This window comes from Shewanella sp. SR44-4, from assembly GCF_014163715.1.
Taxonomy (GTDB): domain Bacteria; phylum Pseudomonadota; class Gammaproteobacteria; order Enterobacterales; family Shewanellaceae; genus Shewanella.
In genome coordinates this window covers 1-219 of the sequence record NZ_JACJDU010000201.1, presented here as the reverse complement: position 1 = coordinate 219, position 219 = coordinate 1, and the positions used below count along the sequence as shown (strand labels likewise).

Here is a 219-nt window from a genome sequence, read left to right as displayed (position 1 = left end):
GCGCCTTTAGTTAGTACTATCAGCTTTCCAAATTGTTAAAGAACAACACTTAACCGGCAAGCGGTGTGTTTCACTCTACTTCCGAAGAAGTTAACAAGTAATCTGTGTGAACACTCACATGCATCGCTGCACTTTAGGTATTGAGTTAGTCGTATAGGTAAGGAGGTGATCCAGCCCCAGGTTCCCCTAGGGCTACCTTGTTACGACTTCACCCCAGTC

General features: G+C 45.7%; 1 rRNA gene. It reads right to left on the bottom strand.

Annotated features, from left to right (window positions below):
- Nucleotides 1-158: 158 nt before the first annotated feature.
- Nucleotides 159-219, bottom strand: a 16S ribosomal RNA gene (locus H5125_RS22510); the annotation flags it as partial.